The organism is Chromobacterium haemolyticum (assembly GCF_009936155.1).
In the GTDB taxonomy this organism is placed as follows: domain Bacteria; phylum Pseudomonadota; class Gammaproteobacteria; order Burkholderiales; family Chromobacteriaceae; genus Chromobacterium; species Chromobacterium haemolyticum.
In genome coordinates, this window is record NZ_AP019312.1 from 4453185 (window position 1) to 4473346 (window position 20162).

Consider the following 20162-nt stretch of genomic DNA (forward strand, 5'->3'; position numbering starts at 1 on the left):
AAAGGAAACCGCATGAGAATCTTGATTTGCGCCGCCGCGCTGCTGGGCCTGAGCGCCTGCAGCCAGACCAAGGCCCCGGAGCGCCCAGCGGTGGGCATGGCTAATCCAGCCTCGGTGTATTGCGTGGAAAAAGGCGGCAAGCTGTTGCCGCAAAAAGACGCTCAGGGCAATGAGTACGCGCTGTGCCAGCTGCCGGACGGCCGCACGGTGGAAGAATGGACGCTGTTCCGCGCCGACCATCCCCAATAGCCGCGCCCGGCTTATCCACAGCCTTTTCCATTTTCCTGATTTATCCACAAGCCTGAAAACAACGAACCCGCCGGTCATATTGCGCCGGCGGGCTGTATCCCCCTTGAGCAGGGTAAAACTAAGAACCGGTTTACGATCTGCTGCGCGTCGGCAATACGGCGTTGAAAACATCTTCGAAATGCTCATGTACCATCTGTACATTCCGCTTTCTCAGCCGTTTCCGCCTTGTCTCGCCTTAGCTCGCAAGATCGTAAACACGTTCTAAGATCACTTCAGGCTGCCGGACAAGAAAGCCTTCAGCCGCTCGCTCTTGGTATTGCCGAACACCTCGTCCGGGCAGCCCTCCTCCTCCACCCGCCCCTGATGCAGGAACATCACGTGGTTGGACACATTGCGGGCGAAGCCCATCTCGTGGGTAACCACGATCATGGTACGGCCCTCCTCGGCCAGCGCCTGCATCACTTTCAGCACCTCGCCCACCAGTTCCGGGTCCAGCGCCGAGGTGGGCTCGTCAAACAGCATGACTTCCGGCTCCATCGCCAACGCGCGCGCAATTGCCACCCGCTGTTGCTGGCCGCCAGACAAATGCGCCGGGTACTTTCCCTGCGCGTGCTCGTCCAGGCCCACCTTGCGCAGGTATTTGACCGCACGCTGGGTGGCCTCCTCCTTGGAAATCCCCAACACGTGCACCGGCGCTTCGATCACGTTCTCCAGCACCGTCATGTGCGCCCACAGATTAAAGTGCTGAAACACCATGGCCAGCTTGGTGCGCATGCCTTGCAGCTGCTTCTGGTCCGCCGGCGTCAGCTCGCCGTTCTTGGTGGTGGCCAGGCGGATGGGCTCGCCATTGAGGCTGATGCTGCCCTGATTCGGCTTTTCCAGGAAGTTGATGCAACGCAGAAAGGTGCTTTTGCCTGAGCCTGACGAACCGATGATGCTGATCACGTCGCCGGCCTTGGCCGTCAGCGAAACGCCTTTGAGCACCTCGTGACTGCCGTAGCTCTTGTGAATGTTCTGGATATTCAGCTTGTCCATCTTCTTAATCCGTTTCTCAGGTTTTCGCCGGCTGCAAATAGGCCAGCCATCTGGTCTCGGCCTTGCGGAACAGGCCCACCAGGACGAAGGTGACGCCCAGATAGATCAGGGCGGCCAGACCGAAGGCGTTGAAGGAGTCGTAGGTGGCGGCGTTGACGTCCCGCGCCACTTTCAGCACGTCCGGCACGGTGGCGGTAAAGGCCACGGTAGTGGCGTGCAGCATCAGGATCACTTCATTGCTGTACGCCGGCAGCGCGCGGCGCAGCGCGGATGGAATGATCACCCGGCGGTAGAGGGTGAACTTGCTCATGCCGTAAGCCCGCCCTGCCTCAATCTCGCCGTAAGGGGTGGCCTTGATCGCTCCGGCGAAGATCTCGGTGGTGTAAGCGCAGGTGTTGAGCGCGAACGCCAGGATGGTGCAGTTGTAACCCTCGCGGAAGAAGTGGTTGAGGAACCCCACCTCCCGCACCGCGTCCAGGCTGTACATGCCGGTGTAGAAGAACAGCAGCTGCACATAGAGCGGCGTGCCGCGGAACACATAGGTGTAGAACCAGACGCTGCGCGCCAGCCACTTGACCTTGGATACCCGCGCCACCGCCAGCGGGATGGACACGACAAAGCCGAAGGCGATGGACAGCACCAGCAGCCACATGGTGACGGCGAGGCCGGAGAGATGGTAGCCGTCCGACCACAGGAAGGGACGCCAGTATTGTTGAATGATGTCAATCATAGCTCGGCCTCCCGCACGCCCATGGAATAACGGCGCTCCAGCCACATCAGCACGAAGTTGGACACCGTGGTGAGCAGCAGGTAGATCGCCCCGGCCACCAAGGTGAAGAAGAACACTTTGTAAGTGCTCTTGCCTGCGTCTATCGACACTTTGACCACATCGGTCAGGCCAATGATGGACACCAGAGCGGTGGCTTTCAGCATCACCTGCCAGTTATTGGAAATGCCGGGCAAGGCGAAGCGCATCATCTGCGGGAACTGGATGCGGGAAAACACCTGCCAGTGGCTCATGCCGTAAGCGGTGCCGGCCTCCAGTTGGCCCTTGGGCACTGAGATGAAGGCGCCGCGCAGCGTTTCGGTAAAGTAGGCGCCATAGATGAAGCCCAGAGTCACCACGCCGGAAACGAAGGGATTGAGATCAATCCGTTCCATGCCTTGCCATTCGGTGAGATGGTTGATGCCGATCTGCAGGCTGTAAAAAATCAGCAGCATCAGCACCAAGTCCGGCACCCCGCGGATCAAGGTGGTGTACAACGTGGACACGCCGCTCAGCAAGGGATTGCTGGACAGCTTGGCCCCGGCCCCGATGAGGCCGATGAGAAAAGCCAGCAGCAAGGACAGCACCGCCAGCTCCAGCGTCACCAGCGTGCCGTCCCAGATAATGGAACCAAATCCATGCAAAAACATGCTCATCCCCTTTCAGGAACGGCGACGGTGGGCGTCGGGCCGTTCCTGACTTGCGCAAAAGACGAGCCGCCGACAAAACGGATGGCCAACTCCGGCCACGGAGGCGCTGCGGGTTCCAATGCAACGGTTTTGTCGGCGGCTTACAAGAGCCGGTTCAAAGTCTGCCGCACTGCGGCGATACGACTCTGAACAGGCTCTTACGGTTTACTTGCCGTAAACGTCGAAGTTGAAATATTTCTTTTCAATCTTCTGGTAAGTGCCGTCTTTGAGCATGCCGGCGATGGCTTTGTCGATGTCGGCCTTCAGCTCCTTATCTTCTTTGCGCAAGCCGATGGCGGCGCCTTCGCCCAGGGTTTTCGGGTCCACCAGTTCTTTGCCGGCAAAAGCGAAGCCCTTGCCTTCCGGCTTCTTCAGGAAGCCTTCATCCGCCTGCACCGCGTCTTGCAGCGAGGCGTCCAGGCGGCCCGCCGTCAGGTCGGACAGCACTTGGGTCTGGTTCTGGTAAGGCACCACTTCCACGCCGGCCGGCGCCCAGTGTTTCTTGGCGTAGGCTTCCTGGATGGTGCCCTGCTCCACGCCCACGCGCTTGCCCTTCAGCGAGGCCGGGGTGGGCAGCAGGCCGGAACCGCTCTTGGCCACCATGCGGGTAGGAGTGTTGAACAATTTGGAGGAAAAGCTGATTTCCTTCATCCGCGCTTCCGTCATCGACATCGAGGACAGCACGCCGTCGAATTTTTTGGCTTTCAAGGCCGGGATCATGCCGTCGAAATCATTTTCCACCCACACGCACTTGGCTTTCAGGCGCTTACAGATTTCATTGCCCAGATCGATGTCGAAACCCACTAGCTGACCATTGGCCGCTTTGGATTCAAACGGCGCGTAACTGGCGTCCACTCCGAAGCGGACTTCCTTCCAATCCTTGGCCCATGCTCCGATAGACGCGGTCATCAGACCCAGGGCCATCACAGCCAATGCTTTCTTCATTTGCTTCTCCTCATAGACTTCATCTACAGCCAACGGTGAAAACCCCGGGCCGACGGCCGGGCATAGGTATTTCACAAGATAAAGCGCTTGGGGCTTTTGCCCTCTAGATTTGCTCCAGCTCCGCAAGGGGCTGAGCGGTTCATGTTATATAAATAGAGCAATTTGTCTATACCGTCTCTCACGCCCGGATACCATGACGCGCCCAGCCAGCTCTTTGTCATGCCAAGCAACGCGATTAATGACTTTAGATTCCAGGGAGCGGCACAAACCTGCGCTTTATTGAGGAAAAAATACAACATCCAGGCGCCAACTCAAGTAACGCTTGGTATCCACGTACGAGAAAAGGAAGGGGAAGATGGGCGCAGGCAGAAACCGCATGCAAAAAGGCCAGTCGCTAGACTGGCCTTGTTGCTTACCGTGAATGCCGACGCGCGGCGGGCTTGGACGGACTCTTATTCTTCGGTCGTATCCTGATGCATGGCCGCATCCGGCGTAATCACGGTTTGGCGCGCGGCGGCGGCTTGCTGTTGCGCCTCGTCCGCCAGCTTGCGCTGCTCGGCGCGCACCACGTCCAGGTAGGACATGATGGCGAAAGTCAGCTCGCGGGTGCCTTCGTGGTTCAACGCGGAGATGCTGAACACGCGCGGCGCCTTGATATCGAAGCCGAAACGGTCGTCCGGTTGCTCTTCCGGCCAGCCATAGGCTTTAAGGAAGGCGGACACCGTCAGCTCGCGCTCGTCCGGAGGCAGCATATCCACCTTGTTCAACACCAGCCAGCGCGGCTTACCGTGCAGCTCCTCGTCGTACTTCTTCAATTCCTCGACGATGGCGCGCGCCTCGCGCACCGGATCAACGTCCGGATCAAACGGAGCCACGTCCACCACGTGCAACAGCAGGCCCGTGCGCTGCAAATGCTTGAGGAAGCGGTGACCCAAACCGGCGCCTTCCGCCGCGCCTTCAATCAGCCCCGGAATATCCGCGATCACAAAGCTGCGCGTATCGTCCATCCGCACCACGCCCAAGTTGGGGTGCAGCGTGGTGAACGGATAATCCGCCACCTTGGGACGCGCCGCCGACACCGCGCGGATAAAGGTGGACTTGCCCGCGTTGGGCATGCCCAGCAGGCCCACGTCCGCCAGCACCTTCAGCTCCAGCTTCAAAGTGCGCTGCTCGCCCTGCTCGCCCGGCGTGCATTGGCGCGGCGCGCGGTTGGTGGAGGATTTGAAATGAATGTTGCCCAGGCCGCCCTTGCCGCCGCGCGCAATCATGATGCGCTGGCCGTGGTGGGTCAAGTCCGCCACCAACTCGCCCGTGTCGTGGTCGGTAATCACCGTGCCCACCGGCATCTTCAGTTCGATATCGTCGCCGCCCTTGCCGTAGCAATCGGCGCCGCGACCGCGTTCGCCGTGTTCCGCCAAGTATTTTTTGACGAAACGGAACTCCACCAAAGTGTTGACGTTTTCATCCGCCACCGCGTACACGCTGCCGCCCTTGCCGCCGTCGCCGCCGTCCGGGCCGCCGAAGGGAACGAACTTCTCTCGGCGGAAACTGGCCACGCCGTTGCCGCCGCGGCCCGCGAACACTTCAATGCGGGCTTCATCAATAAACTTCATGTTTTCAACCTCTGTCTGGCGAGGAGTCAGGGGTCAGGATTGACACGCTTCAACCCTCACGCCTTGCCCCTCGGTATAAAAAAAGCCCTATCGCAGGATAGGGCTTTCTCGGTCACTAGAAAGCGAAAAATTATTCGCCGTCTACGCCGGTGTACGGAACCACATTAACGATCTTGCGCTTCATTGCACCTTTGATGGTGAATTCAACGTAGCCGTCAACCTTGGCGAACAAGGTGTGATCCTTGCCCTGACCAACGTTCTCACCAGCATGGAAGCGGGTGCCGCGCTGACGCACGATGATGGAACCTGCCGGAATCAGTTCGCTGCCGTAAACCTTAACGCCCAAGCGTTTGGCTTCGGAGTCACGACCGTTGCGGGAGCTACCGCCTGCTTTTTTGTGTGCCATGACTGTTTATCCTTACTTCGAAATCGCGTCGATGCGGATTTCGGTGAAGTTTTGACGATGACCCTGATGTTTCTGGTAGTGCTTGCGACGACGCATCTTGAAGATGCGGATCTTGTCGCCACGACCGTGGGAAACAACGGTGGCCTTAACAGTGGCGCCGGCAATCATCGGGGCGCCTACAACAACCTGTTCACCGTCAGCAATCATCAGCACTTCTTCAAGTACGATCTGGCTGTCGACGTCTGCAGGTATCTGTTCTACTTTGAGTTTTTCACCAACGACAACTTTGTACTGCTTGCCGCCGGTTTTTATGACCGCATACATTCGCATGAGCTCCTGAATATAAAAATCTCGCCGCCTATCGCGGGAGAACGCGAAACTATACGGACAGACCGTCAAGTTGTCAATGATTTCATCGACTTAGTCCTAAGGAGTACGCGCCGTGGCGGCTGGAGGGGCTTTTCTGGTAACATTCTTGGCTTTGGCGTACCCATCTCAAATAACTGGTTGAAATCGTGTCCACCCCGCTTTTCCGTACACTGATAGCCGACGACATGCAGGCCGTAGACCGCGTCATCCGCGCCCGGCTGCACTCTGATGTCGTCCTGATCCGCCAGGTAGCGGAATACATCATTTCCGCCGGCGGCAAACGCCTGCGCCCGGTGCTGACGCTATTGTCCGGCCGCGCGCTGGGCCACGGCGGCGAACAATTGCACGAGCTGGCGGCGATGATCGAATTCATCCACACCGCCACCTTGCTGCACGACGACGTGGTGGACGAATCCGACCTGCGCCGCGGCCGCGAAACCGCCAACGCGCTGTTCGGCAACGCCGCCAGCGTGCTGGTGGGCGACTTCCTCTACACCCGCGCCTTCCAGATGATGGTGACCACCCGCAATATGGACATCCTGGCGGTGATGGCGGAAGCCACCAACATCATCGCCGAGGGCGAAGTGCTGCAGCTGCTCAACATCGGCAACACCGACGTCACCGAAGACGAATACCTGCGCGTGATCAAGTACAAGACCGCCAAGCTGTTTGAAGCCTCCGCCCGCGTGGGCGCGCTCAGCGCCGGCGCCAGCGCCGAGCAGGTGCAGGCGATGGCCGAATACGGCATGTGCTTGGGCACCGCCTTCCAGATCATCGACGACGTGCTGGACTACAGCGGCGACGCCGACACCATAGGCAAGAGCCTGGGCGACGACCTGGCCGAAGGCAAGCCGACGCTGCCGCTGATCTACACCATGCGCAACGGCAATCCGGAAGCCTCCGCCACCGTGCGCGAGGCGCTGGAACACGCCAGCCGCGATCGTTTCCAGGACGTGCTGGCTGCGGTACAATCCTGCGGCGCTCTGGACTACGCTCGGGCCGAAGCGGTCAAAGTGGCCGAACAAGCCGTCGCCGCGCTGGCGCCGATTCCGGAATCGGACACCCGCCAGGCCTTGGTGGAATTGGCCCGCCTGTCGGTGGACCGCAGCGCCTGACCCAGCAGTTTCTCTAAGCGTCTCCGTAGTTAAATGGATATAACGGCCCCCTCCTAAGGGGCAGTTACAGGTTCGATTCCTGTCGGGGGCGCCACTTACACTTCCAAAGCAGTCCGAGAAAGTCCAAAAACCCGCGCCAAATAAGGATTTGCGGGTTTTTTTACGTCCATAACCGTCCAAACAGATCCATTGAAAGCCAGGGGCACATGGGGGCATACTTAGGGGAATCACTAAAGGTGGCACATTTCGATGCCCCCAATTGCACCCGAGGCCCCGCCCATGCCCCTAACCGATACCGCCTGCAAGACGGCCAAACCGAGAGAAGACGGCAAGCCGCTTCGCCTGTCCGACGAAAAAGGCATGTACCTGGAAGTCATGCCCAATGGCTCCAAATACTGGCGGTTGAAGTACCGCTTCAATGCCAAGGAAAAACGCCTGGCTCTGGGCGTTTATCCCGAGACCACGCTGAAGGAGGCCCGTCAGAAGCGAGACGACGCCCGCAGGCGGCTAGCCAATGGCGAAGACCCAGGTGAACAGCGCAAGCTGGAAAAAATGCTGAAGCAGGTCGCGACGGCCAACAAGTTTGAAGCCATCGCGCTAGAGTGGCATGCAAGGGAAAGCCACGAATGGTCCGCCGCTCACAGCGAGCGGGTCTTGTCAGCAATGCAGACCCACATCTTCCCCTACATCGGCGACAGGCCAATCCACGAGATTCGTCCGCTGGAGCTGCTGGAAGTGCTGCGCAAGGTGGAAAGCGCCGGCAACATCGACACCACCAAGCGCCTGCGGCAACGTTGCTCAGCAGTCTTCCGCCTAGCCATCCTGACCGGCCGCTGCGACAGCGACCCAGCCACACCGCTAACCGACGCCCTCAAGAGCCAGCAATCCACTCCACGCAAGGCGCTGATGCGCGAGGACATCCCCGACTTTCTGGAAGCGCTGGAGAAGTACGATGGCAACGTGCAAACCAAGCTGATGATGAAGCTAATGCTTCTGACCTTCACCCGCGTCGGAGAAATGGCTATGGCCCAATGGGAAGAGATCGACTTCGACAAGGCTCTGTGGACCATCCCTCCCGAGCATCGCAAGTTACCTGAGAAATCCAAGAAAACCGCACCGCCGCATCTCGTACCGCTATCCACGCAAGCCCTGGACGTGCTGCGCCAGCTTCATGCCATCAGTGGCGGCCGCGAGCATATTTTTCCTAACCGCAACAACCCTCGCCGACCAATGTCTCCGGAAACCCTACGCCGCGCCCTTCACAGCATGGGCTTTCGAGGTAAAGCCGATGTCCATGGCTTCCGCTCCACAGCCTCGACCATCCTGAACGAAGAAGGCTTCAATCCTGATGCGATTGAGCGGCAGCTATCCCATATCGAAACGAATAAGGTACGGGCCGCTTATAATCGGGCGGAGTATATGGAAGAACGCAAGAAGATGATGCAATGGTGGGCGGATACTTTACATTCGCTCAATCTGAAAATATAAGCCTCATAATACAAGAGAAAAAAATGTCAAGCACATGCCACCTCATTCCTCGCAACCGATTAAACTGGATACCGAGAAAACACCGGTTAACACATGAGTACTGCTTTTTTCTTCATGATGAAATCGTGAGAATTTTGAAAGAGTATGAAGAGGCAGAGGCACACCTTGTTAAATTCCAATTTAATGACGAGACCGAGAGAGAAAAATTTATTGATGTATCACAGAGCCATGACACCATTACTGCCCTACGGTCACTGGAGCGACAAGACATTGCTCGTCAAGTGATATTAAACACTATAACCATGGCCTTAGTTTCAGACTGCGCGCATCATATTTATGAATCACTAAAATGTTTCGAGAAACGAAAATTCATCCCTGCCTTTAACTTACTTCGAAAACCACTGATTGATAACTTATTATATATCTCTTGGATGGTTGCCGATGAAGATGATTTTTACAGTGCTTACACTTCTGGCTCTCCCGAAAAATTAACACAAAAAATAATTGGAAATCGAAGAGCCAATATCATTCATTCTGCAATAGAAAAAACTGATTTAGGCGATCTCATTACCGCTAATGAAATAGTTACCACCATATATAATTCAAAAAATACAAATGGCTTATATGGATTATTTCAACATGCAGTCCACTTAGTGACGGTGGATCGAATAGAAATCAAAACTTCACCAGAGAATTTTAATTTTATCTTTAAATCACCAAACGATAACGACCTATATGAAACCTTATACACACAGCTACCAACCTTGCTATTATATCTAACACAAATCATTGCCAAATTATTCGACCGAATCTCACCCATGGACACTGGATCTCAAAAGGCTTTCTCATTTAGAACGATAAACGGATATAGATTAATCAAATCAAAAAAGAATGCATTAACGTTAGCCAAAATTCTTGACAAGAATTTATCACAGAAATTTCACTACCACTCCTGCAAGACTCCATTTAGCGTATCACCACACAATGCGGCTCGCCTATTACTAACTGACACCTACCGATGCGGAAAATGTAAAAGAGTACATCCCTTTCCTTTCTCATGGATACTTTAATAAAACCACATAAGAGATAGAAAAAAACTCACTCACCCTTTCCAGACAAATAAATACCTAAAATATGAACCAAATCTGAAGAAACGTTCAAACCATACGTAACTTTTGTCTATTTTTTTAACTTACTATCCTATGTTTTACCACTAGCCCCCAGCGCGCGCTATCGAAGCCCCGCCTCGCCCCCGCACTTCATGGGCCGCTAATCATGCAGCTGCATGAACCCGTGCCAGGCCCTTGCCGTATGGCCTGGCGCGCCCTTGCCCCCCTGCCCGGATTCATGCGTTTTCATGCACGCTATGCATGCAGTCGCCCTGTCCGCTGACCGTCCCCGCTTCACGTTTTCCTGCTGTTCCCCGTTTCCTTGCCGCTGAGTTCGTCCTAGCCCGTCCACCGCCATCCGATGCCGTTCCATGGCCGGCCATTTTGCGCCCGCGTTCCTTTTTTCCCGCCCATCGTCAATAGCAAATTCCGCGTTTTTTGGGCATTTCAAATTTTTTTGTTGTGTGGGAGCGCGGCACAACCCTACCCCAAAACCCCCTTTGTAATTTCCGCAATACTGCGTTCGCTGATCGGCGTATCCGATGCCATCCACTGATATCCACCTCCACCAACAAGGACGCTTCATGACCGCTGTTGCCGCTTCGCCCTCTTCTCAACCGCTGCGCTTTCTGCGCCTGCCGGAAGTCATCGCCACTTGCGGCCTGTCCCGCTCGTCGGTGTACGACGCCATCAAGCAGGGCCGTTTCCCGGCACCGGTGCCGCTGGGCGGCAAGAGCGTGGCCTGGCTGTCCTCTGAAATCGAGAGCTGGATGGCGGCACGCATCGCGGCCCGCCGCGCCTAACCCCGCAACTTCCCGGACTCAGACCATGCATATCCAGAACCCCACCACCCAAACCCGCCTCGCCGCCGCCGTGGCCGAGCTGGCAGAACGCCAGACCGCCTTCGAACACGCGCTCGACGCCTGGCAGCAGTTGACCAGCCAGACCACCCGCCGCGAGCACACCGCCGCCGCGCTGCGCATGGAGGCCGAGCAGGCGCGCAAGGATTGCCGTCAGGCGATGCGCTCGACCTTGGGCATTCCCACCAAGGCCGTGCGCGAGTTGAAGCACAAGGAGATGGCCAACCTGGAATTGGCCGAGGAAACGCTGAAAATCGCCGAGGAAGAGAAGATTCAAGCCGAAATCCTGCATGAAGCGCTGTTCGAGCAGCGCAAGGCGCTGGCCGAGGCGCGCGACGCGCTGCAGCGCCAGTACTGGGACGCGGTGCTCGACGACCACCTGCCCCAATGGGGCGAGCAACTGCCGGTACTGACGCTGTTGCTGACCCAAGCGCCGCCGGCCTGCATCGAGCGCGTGTTCGGCAGCGCCGACTGGCATCGCGAGGAAGAGCAAGTCCATGCCGTGCTCAAGCCCGGCGCGCTGCAGCAGACGCTATGCAACGCTTCGCCGGCGACCCCGGACGACCTGCTCGCCCGCTTGAACCAGCCGCTGCCGCCGTTGGCCACCCCGCCGCTACAGCAACACAACGTGATTGCCCGACAGCGATACCAAGCCCAGCGCGACGCGCAGTACCAAGCCCTGATCAACCGCTAACCGAGACGAAACATGCAGAACCCCACCCGCCACGCGCTGAACCAGTTCATCGACCGCTATTACCACGAGCTGGAGCAGTACCGCGCCCAGGACAGCCTGTTCGCCACCCCGACGCCCCAGGCGGCGCAAGCCCGCCTCAACGCGCTGAAGGCCCGCAGCCGGCTGCTGTCCGCGATCAACCTGCTCGGCGTCTCCGATATCCGCGGGCAGGCCAAGCACTTCGAACTCGCCGGCACCTTGGCCGCCACTGTCGACACCCAGCGCCATGAACGCCAGCCGGCCGGCAAGACCTGGCGGCCAGTGCAATACCACTGCCAGCAAACCAACTTCGACGCCGCCTTCAGTTACGACACGCTGGACGCCTGGTGGAGCGAGACCCAGACGCCGGCCGGCTTTGAAGCCCGCGCGCGGCAGGTGCTGGAACGCCGCATCCTACTGGACCGCATCATGATCGGCTTCCACGGTCTGCAGCGCGCGCCGAACTCGAACCGGGACAGCCATCCGCTGTTGGAAGACGTCAATATCGGCTGGCTGCAGCAGATCCGCGAGCAAGCCCCGCAACACTGGATCGAGGGCGCCCGCATCGGCGAGAGCGAACGCTTCCGCTCGCTGCATCGCCTAGTGCGCTACGCGTTCAAGCAACGGCTAGCGCCGGCGTGGCGCGATGATCCCGGCCTGGTGGTGCTGGTGGGCGCGGACTTGCTGCCGGATGCGGTCTGCGACGCCAACCCACAAGCCGAGGGCGACGACCTGGTGTTTCACCAGCAGCGCCTGGGCGGGCTGCAGGCGGCGACGGCCGCCTTCTTCCCCGGCGACAGCATCTTGATTACCCGGCTGGACAACCTGTCGCTGTACTTCAATCCACACGCCAGCCGCTACCACTACCATGAAGAGCCGTCGCTGAACCGGGTGGAGTTCTATCACGCCAGCCACGATGCCTACGTCGTCGAAAACCTCGCCGCCTGCGTGCTGATTGACGCCGTTGAAATCGTCGACTGAAGGAGATTGCATCATGGCCTTCCCTTGCCCCTTATGCGGCGCGGTGTCGCGGGTGCGGACCAGCCGCATGCTCAGCGCCGCGACCAAGGAGATTTACTACAACTGCAGCAACGATGACTGCTGCCACCAGTACAAGACGCTGGAGGGCGAGCCGATCACCCTGGCCCAGCCCATCCACGGCGGCGCGCGGATTCCGCCGGAGCGGCTGCGCACCTTGCCGGGCCTGTCGCCCTCGCCTCGGCAAGCGCTGATCGTGACGCCCGGCCGCATCCGGCACCGCGTCTTAGAGTAATGAAAATGGCCCGCTGTAGGGCGGGCCATGTAGTCCCCCTGAAATTGACCTTGAATAGCGTCGACTGAAATGGATTTAATTCACTTATTTAATATTGAGTGGCGGCTTCATTTTTATGCCCGCTAAAACTCTGTCCCATTCTCGATGACACCGCTCCACGCTTTAGAAATATCACCCCCGATGAACTGCGCGAATCTGATCTCCCACCCCCGCCAGCGAATTGACAAGCCCGCTCGATTGCTGCACCATCTTTACGTCGCATTCAAAACAGCGACCGGGTTTGGCGACCCGATCAGTAAGGCGGACAGCCGCCATTTGCGGCTATTTTTACGTCCGTTGCACACCATTGGTATGCCTTCTTCTATGGCGGGCCGTGGTGGGGATACCCTAGGGTATGCCGGTTCCTTACTGCCGGTTCGCCAACCCCGCCATGCGCCCGCCACCCTCGTTTGGCGACGAGGGTCGGGCATTACGCTCAGTAAGGAGGCAACCATGCCCAAGATTTCCCGCGCCCTGTTCCGCCTGTTCCCTGCCGTTACCACGCCTGTTTCTGTACTGCCTTCCGAGGCCGAAGCCCGCGCTTTGTCTGCGCTGCTGGTGGCTCAAGGCCGTCGCGCCGTGTTTCATCGCACCGCCGCCGGTTTCGCCGTGGAGGTGCTGGCATGAACGCCCTGATCCTGTCCGCCGTCCATCACCAACTGGCCCAGCTGCAGCAGCTGGCCGACACCCCCGAACATGCCGAGCTGCGCGAGCCGCTGAGCCAACTGGCCAGCCTGTGCCGCCGCATCGAACACACCGTCAGCGCCGGCGTCTCGCGCCTGACGCGTACCGGCGACGGCCTGCAAGGGCTGGTCGAGTTGCTGGACCACGCCGAGAACCAGCCACTGCCGGCGCAACGCCTGGCCGGGCTGCTGGCGCCGCTGCAGCAACAAGTCATCGACGCCAGCGCCGACATCGGCCAACTGCTCTAAGGACACCCCCATGAATGCTAGAAACCCTCTCCCGCGTACCGGGCGAGACGCCCCCGGCTTGTCTGGCGGCGCGCCGACCGCGCTTGGCCAATGGTTCTACCAACTCAAGGAACAGATCGACTTGCACGACCTGGCGACCCGGCTGGGCCTGAAGCGTCAGGGCAAGGGCAACTATCACAGCCCACACCATCCGGACCGCCAAGCGTCGCTGTCGATCTTCGCCGACGGCCGCGGCTGGAAGGACTGGAGCGGCGACGCCGGCGGCAGTTGCATCGACTTGCTGCGCTACTGCCAACCGGAGCTGGACACGCCGTTGGCGGCCGCGCGCCTGCTGGGCGACTGGTACGGCCTGCCGCAACCGAAACCCGCGATGAAGGACCAGGCCGCGCCGGCGCGCAAATCCACCCTCGACTACATTGGCGAACGGTGCCTGGCCCAAGCCGATGCGGCCATCGCCTACCTGACCGGCCGGGGCATCGATGAAGCGGTGATCCGGCGCGCGCTGCGCTGCAAGACGCTGGGCTGGAACGATTGGCACAGCGCCAAGATCGCCGCCGGCGAAGTGGGTCATGGCGGCGCGGCCGTCGCCTTCCTGGTGCGCAGCGGCGGCCGGCTGGCGGCGGTGGATCTGCGCTATGTCGATCCGGCCTTGAACGGCGGCGTGAAGACCCAATGCCAAGGCGCGCGCGAGGGCCATGGCTGGTGCAGCGACCCGCAACGGCTGCAGCGGGCGCGGCTGGTCTATCTGGTGGAAAGCCCGATCAATGCGCTGTCGGTGGAAAGCTGCACCCCGCCGGACGTGGCGGCGCTGGCGTTGCGCGGCGTCGGCAATGTCGACAGCCTCGATTGGACGGTGTTGCGTGGTAAGGCGGTGCGGGTGGCGCTGGACCATAGCGACCCGGTGAACCCGGCCAGCGGCGTGCGGCCGGGGCTGGCGGCGGCCTGGCGCTTGTCGGAGAAGCTGACGGCGGCGGACATCGGCCATTTGCTGGTGGACATGCAGGACTGGGACGAAGGGGAAGACCTCAACGACGTGTTGCGCCAGCACGGCGCGGACGTGCTGCGCGGCCGGCTGCGCAAGCTGGAGGCGTGGCTGTTGCCCGGCATGCCCGGTGGCGGCGAACGGCTGGAGGGCACGCGGCGGGTGCAACTGCCGGGCCATGACTGGGCGGTGTACTGGCGTTTCCGGGTAAAGGAGGACTTCACCCAATACGTCGACGAGTTCAAGACCGACGACGACGGCAACCGCTCGGAGACGCTGGGCGACCTGTGTTCCTTCCGCGTCGCCAGCCTGTCGCGGCTGCGCATTCAAAGCCATCTGGCCACCATCAGCGGCGCGGCCGACCATCAGCCGGAAACCGTGTTCGGCGTCAGCGCCCAGCTGGCGCGACATGGGGTGACGCTGCAGCGCGAGGTGGCCACCGACGACAAGCTGTACAACCTCGAGTGGTGGAAAAGCCGCTTCGGCGCAATCTGGAAGCCGGCGCAGTTCCAGCGCCTGGTCAACCTGATGGAGCGGGCCGCCGACCTGGGGGCGCGCGACGTGGTCAACTTCGTCGGCCTGGCGTGGAAGGCCGGCGCGCTGACGGCGCAGGAGGGGCAGGACTGCTATTTCGTCGAGCCGCAGAAGCAATGCCTGTACTACAACCTGACCTTCCCGCGCGGCACCACGCAGCAGGCGCGCACCGTGATTCAAGCCTATCAGGACACCTTCCGCGACAATGCGGCCGCCATCCCCCTGGTGTGGGCCTTGGGCGCACACCTCAAAACCCTGCTCGGCTTCTATCCGCACTTCCAGATGCAGGCCGAGAAGGGTTCGGGCAAATCCAAGCTGCTGGAAAGTCTGCAAACCACCCTGGCGTTTCAGGTGCTGTCCGGGCAGATGCTCAAAACCGACCACCGCCGGCGGGCGTCAGTCTCCTTCACCTCGCAGCCGGTGGGCTGGGATGAATTCTCCAAGCTGCCGAAAGCGGTGCTGTCCGACATCGACGCGCTGCTGCAGTCGACCTATCGTTTCGAGTTCACCCGCGTCGGGGCCAGCCTGACGCCGTATCTGATGTGCGCGCCGGTGCTGTTGGCCGGCGAGGAAGTCGACGTGCAAAGCCTGCAGTCCAAGCTGTGCCGCAGCAGCCTGTCGGTAGCGCGACAAGGGGCGTTGATTCCGCATGATCTGCCGGCCTTCCCGTTGTGGCCGTGGCTACAGTTTCTGGCCGACGTCGAGCCGGCCCGGCTGCGCGACCTGCACCGCCATTACCTGGGACTGTGCGAACGCCACAGCCGCGCCCCCACCGGCGACGCCACCGCGCGGCGGATGATGGAGAACTACGCCGCCCTGCTGTGCAGCTGGGCCTTGCTGTGCGAGTTTGCCGACCTCGACCCGCAGCAAGGCGGCTTCATCGAAGACCTGCTGGCGGAGATGAACAGCCATATCGTCGACACCGACGGCAGCCGGCTGCCCTGGGTATGGATCATGGAAATCCTGCTGTCCGAGCTGGAGGCGCGGCGCTTTGACTACCCGCACTGCTGGGACCGGGTCAAACTCCCTGACGGCCGCAGCGAGATGGCGCTGTTCCTGCGGCCGAATCACGTGATGGACCACCTCTCCACCGCGCCGCATCTGCGCGCCAAGTTCGACGCGTTGCCGGTGAAGACGGGGCGTATCTTCAAGCATCAGCTGCTGCAAAGCCCGGTGGTGCTGGCCGACGGCGTCGAGAAGACCATCCACGGCCGCCGCCAAGGCCACCTGACTGCGATCAGCCTGCCGCAGCTGGAAAAGCTGGGCCTCTACGCCGCGCCGGACATCCAGCCCTAACCCTATCCGCCTCCCCCTCGACAGCCCGCCTTGTGTGGGCTGTCACGCATTCCCCCGCTCAAATTGCAAAATGGTAAAGCCTTTTACACACCAATTATGACATTAGCAACGCAAGACCAGCGAGAACGGCCGGAAATCGCCGGTTTCCGCGCCATTGGGTAGGGGAGGATGTAAAAAAATTCCGTGGATTGCCCCTGCTTCACGACCTAAGCCATTGATTGTTGAGAACAACCCATCCACGGTTTGCCCTCCGAAATCCACGGTTTCCCCTCAAACTTCCACGGTTTGCTCCATTTCTTCCACATTGGGGTTTTACCCTTTTACGACCTCTAAGTATTTCTTCTTATTTAAAAAACAAAGAGATAGAGATAAAAAGCCATGAAAAAGGAAGGCAGGGGCCATCCACGGTTTCGGAGCGCTGCCTAAAAATTAATCCACGGGTTTGCCAGCGGAAGTCGTGGAAATGGTGGATACGCCCTTCCCTTCATGGCATTGATTTTATTGAGGTTTGTGCAGCATCCACGGAATTGGGGGGAGAAGCCGTGGACAAACCGTGGATGAAAATCCGTTACAGGACAAAGACTTAGGGTCTGATCCACGGTTTCGGGGGAATTTTAGGTGTGTGTGTGTCTGGCTGAGCGGCGAGAAAGACGCGGCTTACAATCAACCGCTAATGGCCATTTTCAGCCGTTCGTTCGCTCAACTCGAAAGGCCGTTTTCACTTCGGAAACGGTGGTCGTGGCGGAAAGCGAGTTATTCGCCCTAGCGTATTTTAGTATTATCAAGCTCGTCTACAGTTGCCATCACCACAGCCTCGGCATACTTAAATGCCTTCCGCTTTGCGGAGCCACGGTTCCCCCTGGAGACTACAGTCTTTTAGATCTAGCGTACGCGGTTATGTATCCAACATTCCAACAAGCACGGAGCGACGTTTAAAAAATGGGAAAGCATAACAAGCGCCCTCGCAAAACCAAGCGAGCATTTCCGGACGAAGCATTCTCCTACGGCCCGTTCCAAGTCGCCCGGTTTGGGAAGCAAGTCATGCTGACATCTAACTGGACTGAAGAGCAACATGCACAGGTCCTTGCAAAATTGTCGGCCCGGTACGCCTCTGTCGTTCAGGAGATAGACGACGTTGTCAGGCGGATCGTCTCTGTGGTAGGTGTTCTGCCGCCAGATAAACTATTGACTCGGGCATGGCAGGAGCAGGTCATGTCTAGCCGGCACATTCAGGTCGAGTCGGACGTAACTCAAGATGACGCTATTGCATTGCGGATGATCGACTATGTGCAAAGCGTGATCGCGGCGGCTCCGCGGGGCGGAGTGCAAAAGAGTGAGCTATCCGACGAGGATTGGAACGATCTTCGAATCGACATCGCCGCGCTTTTCAAAAAATTGAATTTCGAGTATCCAAGCTGCGCGACGGCTCATCGAAAAGCGACCGGGACAGTGTACGACGATGCAATGGAGGAGTTCTTTGTTCGCGCCCAGATGCATTGGTGTAATGTTCGGGGCGACTACTATCAGGTACATCAAGTCGACGCCATCGCAGATTTGCTGAGAAGCCAGTCAAAACTGATCGAAGCAGCATATGGGATCCCGTCGGACTGTCTTGTGGCGGAACTCAAGAAGATTTGGCGGTCGTTGATTTTTGGCCTTCATGAGGCAATGACTTCGATGATGAACTTTCACACCGAAGTCATGCCGGAAGTCCAGCGGATGATTGAGCAGAACGAGGCCGACTTGGAGTCTCAATCTGTAGGTGAATTTATTCTTGCGGTAGCTGAACGTCTTGGTCATGGCGACACCTTGACTCGAAGCGCTGGCGCGCTCGGGAATATGGATCTCTTCGACCTTCGAAAGGTTACGGATTTGCCAGTAGCCTTTCTCGACGATTTCTCGTGGGCGCCGGGCCAAGAAACAGATTTTCTTGCCGATGGCGAGTTCAGCGGCTGGCCGCTCCGGATCCAGCCGATATTCCGACGACCGTTTCTGAAACTCAACAATACGTACTACTGCTTCGAACTTCATTCGCTTTTTGACAACTTCTATCGCCAGCTAGAAAAACGAATATTTCAGCAGTCAGAGGCTGAAAAACAAGAGTGGATCCGGAACCGGAAGGAAGTCTCGGAAAACCTACCGGTGGATTATTTCAGCCGACTGCTGCCAGGGGCGACCGTACTTCGTGAGATCTACTATCCGATCGTCTCGGAATCTGGCAGCGCAAAAAATCTAGCTGAAGCCGATTGCGTCATCATTTACGACGACCACCTGTTTATTATTGAGGTGAAGGCCGGTGCTTTTACTTACACCTCACCTGCCAATGACCTACCTGCGTACGTCAAGTCATTGGAAGCACTTGTCGCTGCGCCAAGCAAGCAAGGACAGCGGTTTCTGAAATATTTGGAAAGTGCTGACGAGGTCGAAATCTTCGATGCCAAACATCAGCCAGTCGTCAAGCTACGCAAGGGCGATTTTCGTTGCAAGACCATTTGCGCAGTCACGCTTGACCCGTTTACCGAACTCGCAGCTCAAGCCCAGCATCTGCACAAAATTGGAGTTGATGTTGGCGAGGTGCCAGTCTGGTCCCTTTCGCTGTCAGACCTGCGTGTGTACGGCGACATCTTCGCCGGCCCACTCGATTTCCTCCACTTTGTCGAGCAGCGCATGCGTGCCGCGTCGTCTGACAGACTTCAACTTGACGACGAACTGGACCACCTCGGGCTCTACCTTGAGCACAACAACTACGCGATGCACGCCGACGATCTTTCGAATACAGGGGCGCGATTGTGCTTCAACGGCTATCGTTCTGCGATCGACGCGTACTTCTCAGCTAAGCTCAAAGGAGCCGATGAACCAGCCTTGCCGACGCAAAAAGTTTCCCCTCGACTCCGAGAGCTTATCGATTTCCTAGCGAAGCAAAGCCAGTTCCACCGCTCCCGAATCGCGAGCTACCTGCTCGATCTTGCTGGGGATTTGCGGTCGGACTTGAGCAAATGGATTGATGAGGAGCTAGCGGAGATCCCCAAACGCGGTCGCTGTTTGCCCTTATCGACGGTCGGTAACGTCCGGTTGACGATATTTGTAAACATCGAAGGGATAGTCGAGCAGAGCCACGAGAAGGCCACTGAACATGCGCAAGCCGCCATGATTGCCACTGGCGAATCGGACCGTGTTCTGCTTGAGTTAGCGTACGGGCCCAATGGCCCCGCTCGAGTCTCGATGTCGACCGTCTCGTTGCAGGGAATTTCTCGCGAAAACCTGGAACAACTGAGAAAGGCCGCGACCGATTTGAAAAAGAAACGCCTAGCGCGATCCGTCGCCAATTTTGGCAAAGTCGGTCGCAATGAGCTTTGCCCGTGCGGAAGCGGCAGGAAGTTCAAGCGATGCTGCATACCTAGCCCGTGAGCGGTCAGGAAACCTAGCCATCTCGACATTCACTGACCATCGGGTGTTTCAAAGCGGCCATAGCTATAGCCGTAAACGAATGACGGCAATGGGTCGAAATTTGCCATTCAACAATGGCAATGATTCAGCGCTGGGGGCATCGACGGGGGCATTTCAAAAAATCAACACCAAAAAATACATTAAATATCAATAATTTGAAACACCAATTCTACACCTGTCGGGGGCGCCACTTCTGCTTACAAAACAATGTGCACCACAAATCAAAAAGCCGCGTCCGGCAAACGGCGCGGCTTTTTTGCGTCCCGCTTGGCATGCGGATCAGGACGAGGGCTGCGGGCAGCT

Annotated in this window: 19 protein-coding genes and 1 tRNA gene; 13 read left to right on the forward strand and 7 right to left on the reverse strand. The window is 58.5% G+C overall.

Annotation, left to right across the window (positions count from 1 at the left end):
- The first annotated feature begins 12 nt into the window (after nt 1-12).
- Nucleotides 13-249 carry a putative hemolysin gene (locus GYH29_RS20535; RefSeq protein WP_019104223.1) on the forward strand — a complete coding sequence of 79 codons (237 nt, stop codon included), beginning with the start codon at nt 13-15 and terminating at the stop codon, nt 247-249.
- Between the two features lie 267 nt (nt 250-516).
- On the opposite strand, the gene GYH29_RS20540 is transcribed toward GYH29_RS20535, so the two are convergent.
- From GYH29_RS20540 to rplU, 7 genes are all read right to left on the reverse strand, one after another.
- Nucleotides 517-1284 carry an ABC transporter ATP-binding protein gene (locus GYH29_RS20540; protein ID WP_019102445.1) on the reverse strand — a complete coding sequence of 256 codons (768 nt, stop codon included), beginning with the start codon at nt 1282-1284 and terminating at the stop codon, nt 517-519.
- A gap of 16 nt (nt 1285-1300) precedes the next feature.
- Entirely contained in the window at nt 1301-2014 is a 714-nt protein-coding gene (locus GYH29_RS20545) for an ABC transporter permease (protein WP_019102446.1), read from the reverse strand.
- Entirely contained in the window at nt 2011-2700 is a 690-nt protein-coding gene (locus GYH29_RS20550; protein WP_039755483.1) for an ABC transporter permease, read from the reverse strand. The genes GYH29_RS20545 and GYH29_RS20550 overlap by 4 nt, the downstream gene beginning before the upstream one ends.
- A 204-nt stretch (nt 2701-2904) precedes the next feature.
- The gene (locus GYH29_RS20555; RefSeq protein WP_019102448.1) at nt 2905-3684 is read right to left on the reverse strand and encodes an ABC transporter substrate-binding protein; all 780 of its coding nucleotides are present in this window, start codon (nt 3682-3684) and stop codon (nt 2905-2907) included.
- 452 nt (nt 3685-4136) lie between these two features.
- Complete coding sequence (gene obgE, locus GYH29_RS20560; protein ID WP_019099927.1) at nt 4137-5297, reverse strand: GTPase ObgE; 1161 nt, start codon at nt 5295-5297, stop codon at nt 4137-4139.
- A gap of 130 nt (nt 5298-5427) precedes the next feature.
- Nucleotides 5428-5703 (reverse strand): 50S ribosomal protein L27, encoded by a 276-nt coding sequence (gene rpmA, locus GYH29_RS20565; RefSeq protein WP_019099926.1) that lies wholly within the window; start codon nt 5701-5703, stop codon nt 5428-5430.
- A 12-nt stretch (nt 5704-5715) separates the two neighbouring features.
- The gene (gene rplU, locus GYH29_RS20570; RefSeq protein WP_039753142.1) at nt 5716-6027 is read right to left on the reverse strand and encodes a 50S ribosomal protein L21; all 312 of its coding nucleotides are present in this window, start codon (nt 6025-6027) and stop codon (nt 5716-5718) included.
- A gap of 230 nt (nt 6028-6257) precedes the next feature.
- Here rplU and GYH29_RS20575 point away from each other — a divergent pair, with 230 nt between their 5' ends.
- From GYH29_RS20575 to GYH29_RS20625, 12 genes are all read left to right on the forward strand, one after another.
- On the forward strand, nt 6258-7187 hold the full coding sequence (locus GYH29_RS20575) for a polyprenyl synthetase family protein (RefSeq protein ID WP_198001714.1): 930 nt from the start codon (nt 6258-6260) through the stop codon (nt 7185-7187).
- 19 nt (nt 7188-7206) lie between these two features.
- Nucleotides 7207-7281, forward strand: a tRNA-Arg gene (locus tag GYH29_RS20580).
- A gap of 185 nt (nt 7282-7466) precedes the next feature.
- Nucleotides 7467-8675 (forward strand): tyrosine-type recombinase/integrase, encoded by a 1209-nt coding sequence (locus GYH29_RS20585; protein WP_161524314.1) that lies wholly within the window; start codon nt 7467-7469, stop codon nt 8673-8675.
- Nucleotides 8676-8800: 125 nt separating this feature from the next.
- Nucleotides 8801-9745: a hypothetical protein gene (locus GYH29_RS20590; RefSeq protein ID WP_161524315.1), complete on the forward strand. Its 945-nt coding sequence runs from the start codon at nt 8801-8803 to the stop codon at nt 9743-9745.
- Between the two features lie 623 nt (nt 9746-10368).
- Nucleotides 10369-10587, forward strand: a complete 219-nt coding sequence (locus GYH29_RS20595) for an AlpA family transcriptional regulator (RefSeq protein WP_019100960.1) — start codon at nt 10369-10371, stop codon at nt 10585-10587.
- Nucleotides 10588-10612: 25 nt separating this feature from the next.
- On the forward strand, nt 10613-11338 hold the full coding sequence (locus GYH29_RS20600; RefSeq protein ID WP_161524316.1) for a hypothetical protein: 726 nt from the start codon (nt 10613-10615) through the stop codon (nt 11336-11338).
- Nucleotides 11339-11350: 12 nt separating this feature from the next.
- On the forward strand, nt 11351-12337 hold the full coding sequence (locus GYH29_RS20605; protein ID WP_161524317.1) for a P2 family phage major capsid protein: 987 nt from the start codon (nt 11351-11353) through the stop codon (nt 12335-12337).
- A 13-nt stretch (nt 12338-12350) separates the two neighbouring features.
- Nucleotides 12351-12629 (forward strand): ogr/Delta-like zinc finger family protein, encoded by a 279-nt coding sequence (locus tag GYH29_RS20610; RefSeq protein ID WP_161524318.1) that lies wholly within the window; start codon nt 12351-12353, stop codon nt 12627-12629.
- 492 nt (nt 12630-13121) lie between these two features.
- Entirely contained in the window at nt 13122-13295 is a 174-nt protein-coding gene (locus GYH29_RS24625; protein WP_174243651.1) for a hypothetical protein, read from the forward strand.
- The gene (locus GYH29_RS20615; protein WP_043592556.1) at nt 13292-13600 is read left to right on the forward strand and encodes a DUF1484 family protein; all 309 of its coding nucleotides are present in this window, start codon (nt 13292-13294) and stop codon (nt 13598-13600) included. Before GYH29_RS24625 ends, GYH29_RS20615 begins: the two co-directional genes overlap by 4 nt.
- A 10-nt stretch (nt 13601-13610) precedes the next feature.
- Nucleotides 13611-16412, forward strand: coding sequence for a toprim domain-containing protein (locus GYH29_RS20620; RefSeq protein ID WP_161524319.1), 2802 nt, complete (start codon nt 13611-13613; stop codon nt 16410-16412).
- A 1041-nt stretch (nt 16413-17453) separates the two neighbouring features.
- A complete protein-coding gene (locus GYH29_RS20625) occupies nt 17454-19820 on the forward strand; it encodes a YecA family protein (protein WP_161524320.1) in 2367 nt (788 codons plus the stop codon).
- Nucleotides 19821-20162: the final 342 nt, after the last annotated feature.